General features: G+C 69.2%; 5 protein-coding genes. All 5 read left to right on the top strand.

The window, feature by feature from the left end:
* Nucleotides 1–368 precede the first annotated feature (368 nt).
* The 5 genes from ACVOK1_RS19435 (at nucleotide 369) to ACVOK1_RS19415 (ending at nucleotide 7688) form a co-directional block, all read left to right on the top strand.
* The gene (locus ACVOK1_RS19435) at nucleotides 369–584 is read left to right on the top strand and encodes a hypothetical protein (RefSeq protein ID WP_025879252.1); all 216 of its coding nucleotides are present in this window, start codon (nucleotides 369–371) and stop codon (nucleotides 582–584) included.
* Nucleotides 585–773: 189 nt separating this feature from the next.
* Nucleotides 774–3161, top strand: a complete 2388-nt coding sequence (locus ACVOK1_RS19430) for a Tex family protein (RefSeq protein ID WP_481562984.1) — start codon at nucleotides 774–776, stop codon at nucleotides 3159–3161.
* 207 nt (nucleotides 3162–3368) lie between these two features.
* On the top strand, nucleotides 3369–5552 hold the full coding sequence (locus ACVOK1_RS19425) for a PAS domain S-box protein (RefSeq protein WP_481562983.1): 2184 nt from the start codon (nucleotides 3369–3371) through the stop codon (nucleotides 5550–5552).
* Nucleotides 5553–5647: 95 nt separating this feature from the next.
* Nucleotides 5648–6331, top strand: a complete 684-nt coding sequence (locus ACVOK1_RS19420) for a response regulator transcription factor (RefSeq protein WP_079222289.1) — start codon at nucleotides 5648–5650, stop codon at nucleotides 6329–6331.
* Nucleotides 6309–7688, top strand: coding sequence for a sensor histidine kinase (locus ACVOK1_RS19415; protein ID WP_481562982.1), 1380 nt, complete (start codon nucleotides 6309–6311; stop codon nucleotides 7686–7688). The genes ACVOK1_RS19420 and ACVOK1_RS19415 overlap by 23 nt, the downstream gene beginning before the upstream one ends.
* Nucleotides 7689–8059 lie beyond the last annotated feature (371 nt).

Genomic DNA, 8059 nt, shown 5'->3' with positions numbered 1-8059 from the left:
GGGGGGGGGGGGGGGGGGGGGGCGGGTGGTAGGTGCCGCGCGCCCCCGCCCCGCGGGGGTGGTGCCCGCGCCCCCCCCCCCCCCCCCACCCCCCACCGACCAGCCCGACGGTTTTGCCGTTGATCGACCGACCCACCCCCGCCACCCACGAGGGGCTGCGCCGTTGGCTGGAAACCCCCGTTTGTTAGCCGGAGGTTAAAGATCCGTATGCGTTCTGCAGTGATCGGGCAGTCATCTGCATGCAACCGATCGTCATTACCCTTCGTGACGTTCCAGTCAGCTTGATCGCGGTAAGCTCTATCCCGATGAGCTCGCAAGTACCGCTCATCGTGTGCAGTACGCAGTAGCAATTTGGAGGAAGACATCACATGGCAATTGTTCTCTATGTCGGTGGTAGCAAGGATGGCGAGAAGGGCGTGGTGCCCTACGGCTTCAGCAAATCCCGCGCCGACACCGCGCTGGGGCCGGAGTTCTACACCGAGCGGTTCATGGAACTGCAGGGTGTCGGCAAGGTCCGGTTGATGGCCCTGGAAAGCCTGCGCGACGACATCGTCATGCAGCGCGCCGCCCGCCACTACCGTTGACCCCGTAACACGCGGCAGGGCGCGCCCACCATCGCGCGCCCGCGCCGGCATCCCAGCCCCCCTCGCCAGGATGCCGGCGTCCCGACCGGCCGCCGGAGGCTGAATCCCGCCCCCTGTCAACGCCTTGTCCCGCTTGGTCGTGGGTTGCCAGAATGGTGCCTTCCCGTAATGCGGCCCAGACCTGAAGCAATGCACGACGCCAAGAACGCCCAGAGCGCGCTCGCCCAGCAGATCGCCCAGACCATCGCCGAGGAAATCGGTGCCCAGTCCGCCCAGGTACGTGCCGCCGTCGGCCTGCTCGACGAGGGCGCCAGCGTTCCGTTCATCGCCCGCTACCGCAAGGAAGTGACCGGTGGCCTGGACGACACCCAGCTGCGCAACCTGGAAACCCGCCTGACCTACCTGCGCGAGCTGGAAGACCGCCGCGCCGCCGTGCTGGCCAGCATCGGCGAACAGGGCAAGCTGAGCGACGAACTGCGCAACGACATCCTCGCCGCCGATACCAAGAGCCGCCTGGAAGATCTGTACCTGCCGTACAAGCCCAAGCGCCGCACCCGCGCGCAGATCGCCCGCGAGGCCGGGCTGGAGCCGCTGGCCGATGGCCTGCTGGTCGACCCGACACGGGATCCGCAGGTGTTCGCGGCCACCTTCGTCGACGCCGACAAGGGCGTGGCCGATACCAAGGCCGCGCTGGAAGGTGCCCGCGCGATCCTGATGGAGCGTTGGGGCGAAGATGCCGCGCTGGTCGGCGAGCTGCGCATCTGGCTGGGCGAGGGCGGCGTGATCCGCGCCCGCGTGGCCGAGGGCAAGGAAAACGAAGGCGCCAAGTACCGCGATTATTTCGAACACGCCGAGTCGCTGGCGAAGATTCCCTCGCACCGCCTGCTGGCGCTGTTCCGTGCGCGCCGCGAAGAGATCCTGTTCCTGGAACTGGACCCGGGTAGCGATGCCGAGGCCGGCCACCAGTACGCCGAAGGGCGCGTGGCGCGCAAGGCCGGCATTGCCGACCAGGGCCGTGCTGCCGACCGCTGGCTGCTCGATGCCTGCCGCCTGACCTGGCGCGCCAAGCTGCACACGCACCTGCTGCTGGACCTGTTCAACCAGGCGCGTGAGAAGGCCGAGGCCGATGCGATTGCGGTGTTCGGCGACAACCTCAAGGACCTGCTGCTGGCCGCACCGGCCGGGCCGAAGACCGTGCTCGGCCTCGATCCGGGCATCCGCACCGGCTGCAAGATCGCCGTGGTCGATGCCACCGGCAAGCTGGTGGCCACCGAGACCATCTACCCGCACGAGCCGCGCCGGCAGTGGGACCAGTCGCTGCAGACGATCAAGCAGCTGTGTGCGAAGCACAACGTGGAGCTGATCGCGATCGGCAACGGCACCGCCAGCCGTGAGACCGACAAGCTGGCCGGTGAGGCCATCAAGGCCGCCGGCAACCCGAAGCTGCAGAAGGTGGTGGTCAGCGAAGCCGGTGCCTCGGTGTACTCGGCGTCCGAATTCGCGGCCAAGGAGTTCCCCGGCCTGGACGTGTCGCTGCGTGGCGCGGTGTCGATCGCCCGCCGCCTGCAGGACCCGCTGGCCGAACTGGTGAAGATCGAACCGAAGGCGATCGGTGTCGGCCAGTACCAGCACGACGTGGACCAGTACCGCCTGGCGCGGGCACTGGATGCGCGCGTGGAGGACTGCGTGAACGCCGTCGGCGTGTACGTCAACACCGCCTCGGCCGCGCTGCTGTCGCGCGTGTCCGGCCTGTCGTCGACAGTGGCCGAGAACATCGTGCGCCACCGCGATGACAACGGCCCGTTCAAGCGCCGCAAGGACCTGCTGAAGGTGGCGCGGCTGGGCGAGAAGACCTTCGAGCAGTGCGCCGGCTTCCTGCGCATCGCCGATGGCGACCAGCCGCTGGATGCCTCGCCCGTGCACCCGGAAGCCTATCCGGTGGTCGAGCGCATCGTCGCCAGCACCGCGCGCCCGATCAAGGCGCTGATCGGTGATGGCAGCTTCCTGCGAGGCCTGAAGGCCGAGCAGTTCACCGACGCGACCTTCGGCGTGCCGACCGTGCGCGACATCCTCAAGGAACTGGAAAAGCCGGGCCGCGATCCGCGTCCTGAGTTCAAAGCGGCGCGCTTCGCCGAGGGCGTCGAGGACATCAAGGACCTGCGCGAAGGCATGGTGCTGGAAGGCGTGGTCAGCAACGTGGCGGCCTTCGGTGCGTTCGTGGATATCGGCGTGCACCAGGACGGGCTCATCCACATCTCGGCGCTGTCGGACACCTTCGTCAAGGATCCGCGCGATGTGGTCAAGGCCGGTGACATCGTCAAGGTAAAGGTGCTGGAGGTGGACGTGCCGCGCAAGCGCATCGCCCTGACCCGGCGCCTGGACGACACCCCCGGCCAGGCCACCAGCCGGCCCGGCCAGCGCGAGGAGCGCGGCCAGGGTCAGGGGCCGCGCCGCGATGCCGGCGGTCCGAACCGTGGACAGAACCGCGGACAGGGCAATGGCGGCCGCCCGGCGCAGTCGGCGCCACCGGCCAACAACGCCCTGGCCGACGCCTTCGCCCGCGCCAAGCGCAGCTGAGTCCGGCACCCCTCCAGGCGCTCGCCTGCGAGGGGGGACTTGTCGAGGTTCCCCCGCAGTGCGCACACTTGCGCCCAAGGGGGGCCATCGGGCCGTCCCGTCGTCGCCGGGGAGGGCCGTGGCGCCAATCGTTCCCGCCAGCATCCATGAGGGTTGCAGCCTTGCGCTGCGGCCCGCGCGCGCCTGCGCGCGGGGCAGGGAGGGCTGATGGGCGGCCCCGCCAACAACGAAGGCAACCTGGTCGAGCGGCGCCTGGTGGAGCTGGCCGAAGACCGCCGCCGCCTGGCGATGATCATCGAAGGCACCGCAGCGGGCACCTGGGAGTGGAACGTGCAGACGGGCCAGATGCGCATCAACGCGCGCTGGGCCGAGATCGTCGGCTATCGCCAGGAAGAGCTGGAGCCGGTGAACCAGGATACGTTCCAGGCGCTGGTCCATCCCGATGACCTGGCCCGTTCCGATGCCGCGCTGGAGGAGCACTTCCGCGGGCACGCCGACCACTATGCGTGCCTGCTGCGCATGCGCCACAAGGACGGCCGCTGGATCTGGATCCACGACCGCGGACGCGTGTTCGAGCGGGACGGGCAGGGCCGCCCGGTGTGGATGGCCGGCGCCCACGATGATGTGACCGAACTGCAGCAGGCCCGGCAGGACGCGGCGGAAATGCGCCAGCGGCTGCAGGCGCTGGTCGATGCGTCCGACGAAGTGGCGGTGATGGCCACCGACCCGCAGGGCATGATCACCCTTTTCAACAGCGGCGCCGAGCGCCTGCTGGGCTATACGGCCGATGACGTGGTGGGCCGGGTCGACCCGGGCATTTTCCACGAGCCTGAGGAGATCGCCGTGTTCCTGGCGCCGCTGGCCGATGCCGAAGGGCGCCTGCCGACCGTCTTCCAGGCACTGGCCGCGCAGGCCCAGGGCGGCACGTTCTCACGGCAGTGGACCTTCCTGCGCAAGGATGGCCAGCGCCGCCAGGTGCGCCTGTCGATCAGCCGCATGGACGGTGCCGACGGCCAGCGCATCGGCTACGTCGGCATGGCCATCGACATCACCGAGATGCAGCAGGCGCGTGCCGATGCGCGGCTGGCCGCGGACAAGTTCGCCGGTGCGTTCACCTCGGCGGCGCTGGGCATGGCCCTGGTCTCGCTGGAAGGGCGCTGGCTGGACGTCAACAATGCGCTGTGCCGGATTCTCGGCTACCCGCGCGAAGAGCTGCTGCAGGTGGATTTCCAGCGTCTGACCCATCCGGCCGACCTGCAGACCGACCTGGCGCTGGTGCAGGACCTGCTGGCCGGCCGGCGCAATTACTACCATCTGGAAAAGCGCTACCTCAACCGCGATGGCAACACCATCTGGGCGCGCCTGTCGGTCTCGCTGGTGCGCAACGAGCGCGGCGAGCCGCTGCATTTCGTGTCGCAGATCCAGGACGTCACTTCCCAGCGCAGCAGCGAGCAGCGCCTGTACGAAACCGAGCAGCGCAGCCGCATCACCCTGGATGCGGTGGCCGACCTGGTGCTGAGCGTGAGCCTGGAAGGGCGTATCGAGTACGCCAATGCTGCGGCCGTGCGCATCCTGGCGGGTGACAACGCGCTGGCCCTGGCCGGGCACAACGTGCAGGACGTGCTGTCGCTGACCACCGAGTACGCGCCCGGCTCGGTGCTGGACGTGGCCGTGCTGCTGGACCCGGACAGCAACGCGGTGGACCTGCATGCCGACCTGCTGATGCGGCTGGGCGCGGCCACGGTGCCGGTGGACTTGACCCGCGCCTGGCTGCGCGATGACGAAGGCCAGGTGCGTGGCGCGGTGTGGGTGCTGCGCGACGATACCCAGCAGCGCGCCCGCCAGCGCGAGGCACGCCACCTGGCCGAAATCGATCCGCTGACCGAGCTGGGCAACCGCCGTGGCTTCGAGGCGCACCTGCAGCAGGCGATCACCCGCGTCGAGCGCACCGGCCAGGCGGCCTCGCTGATGTTCATCGACCTGGACCGCTTCAAGCCGGTCAACGACACCTGGGGCCACCTCGCCGGCGATGCGGTGCTGTGGGCGGTGGCCAGCGTGCTGCGTCATGGCGTGCGCGATTCGGACATCGTGGCGCGGCTGGGCGGCGACGAATTCGCGGTGATCCTGCCCGGCTGTGGCCCGCGCCGGGCCGCGCGCATCGGCCGCGAACTGCTGCAGACCCTGGCCGCGCTGTCCATTCCGTGGGACACGGCGCGGCTGCGGATCGGCGCCAGCATCGGCATCGCGCCGCTGGAGGCGGGCATGACCGTGGACGAGGCGGTGGCGTCGGCCGACGCCCAGTGCTACCGGGCCAAGGCCATGGGCCGCAACAACGTGCAGGTGCAGGGCGAATTGGGTGAACTGCCCGGCGAGGACAACGAGCCGGGCTGAACCGGTGCGTACCGGGCGCCTGCATGAAGCATGTTTCATTTGCCCGCACCGGCCGATTTGGCGAGCATGGGCGAGTCTGGACTTCAGCGGTGCCCATGTCGCGCGTATTGACCATCGAGGACGATGCCATCACCGCCCAGGAAATCGTGGCGGAACTGGGCAACCATGGGCTGCAGGTGGACTGGGTGGCCGACGGCCGTGAAGGCCTGGTCCGTGCCGCCAGTGGCGACTACGACGCCATCACCCTGGACCGCATGCTGCCCGGGCTGGACGGCCTGGCCATCGTCACCACCCTGCGCCGGATCGGCGTGCAGACCCCCGTGCTGATGCTCAGCGCGCTGTCCGACGTGGACGAGCGCGTGCGCGGCCTGCGCGCGGGCGGCGATGACTACCTGACCAAGCCGTTCGCCTCCGACGAGATGGCCGCGCGGGTGGAGGTGCTGCTGCGCCGCCGCCAGCAGCCGGCCAGCAACGAGACCGTGCTGCGCGTGGGCGACCTGCAGCTGGACCTGCTGGCACGTACCGCCCACCGCGGCGGCCGCAGCCTGAGCCTGCTGCCGACCGAGTTCAAGCTGCTGGAATACCTGATGCGCAACGCCGGGCAGGTGCTGACCCGGATGATGCTGTTCGAGGAAGTGTGGGGCTACCACTTCGACCCGGGCACCAACCTGATCGACGTCCACATCGGCCGGCTGCGGCGCAAGCTCGACCAGGCCGACCTGCCGTCGCTGATCCGTACCGTGCGCGGCAGTGGCTATGTCCTCAGCGAAACTGTCTGACGGCTGGCGTTCGTCCAGCAGCCGCCTGCTGGGGCTGTACAGCCTGCTGTTCGTGGCCTGGTCGTGCGTGCTGCTGGGCGTGCTGTACTGGCGGGTGTCGCTGTACCTGGACGAGCTGGCGCAATCGGCGGTGCTGCAGCGTGCGCACCTGTTCGAGCACTTCACCGGCGACGCGCTGACCGAAGCGCTGCGCGAGAACCGCCGCTATGACCTGCACGGCATCGATGCCTATGGCCTGTTCACTCCGCAGGGACAGCCGCTGGCCGGCGTGCTGAAGACCCTGCCGAAACAGCTGCCGCTGGACGGCAGCGCGCACCCGGTCTCGGGCCTGCCGATCACCGACGCCAACGCGCAGGGCAAGCGCGGCTTCGGCCTGGCGATGCCCACCCGCGACGGCCGCATCCTGGTGCTGGTGCGTTACAGCGGGCCGTTGAACGAGGTGAACCATCTCATCCTCGATGCACTGCTGTGGGGTGTATCGCTGACCCTGGTGCCGGGCCTGCTCGGCTGGCACCTGCTGCGAAGACGCCCCCTGCGGCGCATCCAGGCCATTGAAGAAGCGACTGCACGGATCGTGGCCGGCAACCTCGGCCAGCGCCTGCCGCTGTCCAACCGCCGCGACGAGCTGGACATGCTGGCGTCGATCGTCAACGCCATGCTCGACCGCATCGAGCAGCTGATGACCGAGGTCAAAGGGGTATGCGACAACATCGCCCACGACCTGCGCACGCCGCTGACGCGGCTGCGCGCGCAGCTGTACCGCATGCGCCAGCAGGTGGGTGATGGCGAGCCGCAGGCAGTGGCGCTGGAACAGGTGCTGGACGAGACCGATACGCTGATGGCGCGGTTCCGCGCGCTGCTGCGCATTTCCGAGCTGGAGGACCACCAGCGCCGGTCCGGCTTCGTGACCCTGGCGCCGGAGGCATTGCTCCAGGAGATCCATGCGTTCTACGCCCCGCTGGCTGAAGAGAAGGGGCAGTGGCTGGAGCTGGAACTGGCTGCTGATCTGCCCGGCGTGCTGGGGGATCGGGGCCTGCTGTTCGAGGCGATCGGCAACCTGCTGGACAACGCGATCCGCTTTGCGCCGGAGGGTGGCCGGGTGCGGCTGGCGGCGCGGGTGCAGGAGGGCGCGACGTGCATCGTGGTGGAGGATTCCGGCCCGGGCATTGCCGAGGCCGAGCGCAGCCTGGTGTTCCAGCGTTTCCATCGCGCCGATGCCAGCGCGGGCGGGGGATTTGGTCTGGGATTGTCGATCGTGGCGGCGATTGCCGGCCTGCACGGGTTCCGTGTGACGGCGGGGGAGTCACGGCTGGGCGGCGCAGGTTTCAGCCTGCTGTGCCGACCGCAGGTGTTGTAGGGGTGTGTTCTTTTGCAGGGCTTGGAGCCCTGCACCTGCTGCGATCAACGTCAACGTCAACGTCAAAGGCAGAAGCTGGCTATCCGTGGGATGGCGGGGTGGGTCCGGTTGAGGGGGACGCCGTAAACCCCCCTCCCGGGTCCGGCCCAGCCGCTGGCGGCTGTGCGTTCGGGCGCTTGCGAAGCAGTGCTTCGCAAGCAAAGCGCCCTCACCCATGGGGGCTTGGTCGCGGCTTGCTCGTGTGCGCTGTCCTGCGCACACGGCAAGACCGGGGTTGGGCGTCCTGCCCAACCCGCCCGAGGCATGCCTCGGGCCCATGCCGCTCACACCCCCTCAACCGGACCCACCCCGCCTTCGACAGTTTCCCGCGA

It is taken from the genome of Stenotrophomonas sp. STEN087 (genome assembly GCF_056759115.1).
The sequence above is the reverse complement of the archived record's forward strand: the minus strand, read 5'-3'. Positions and strand labels throughout refer to the sequence as shown.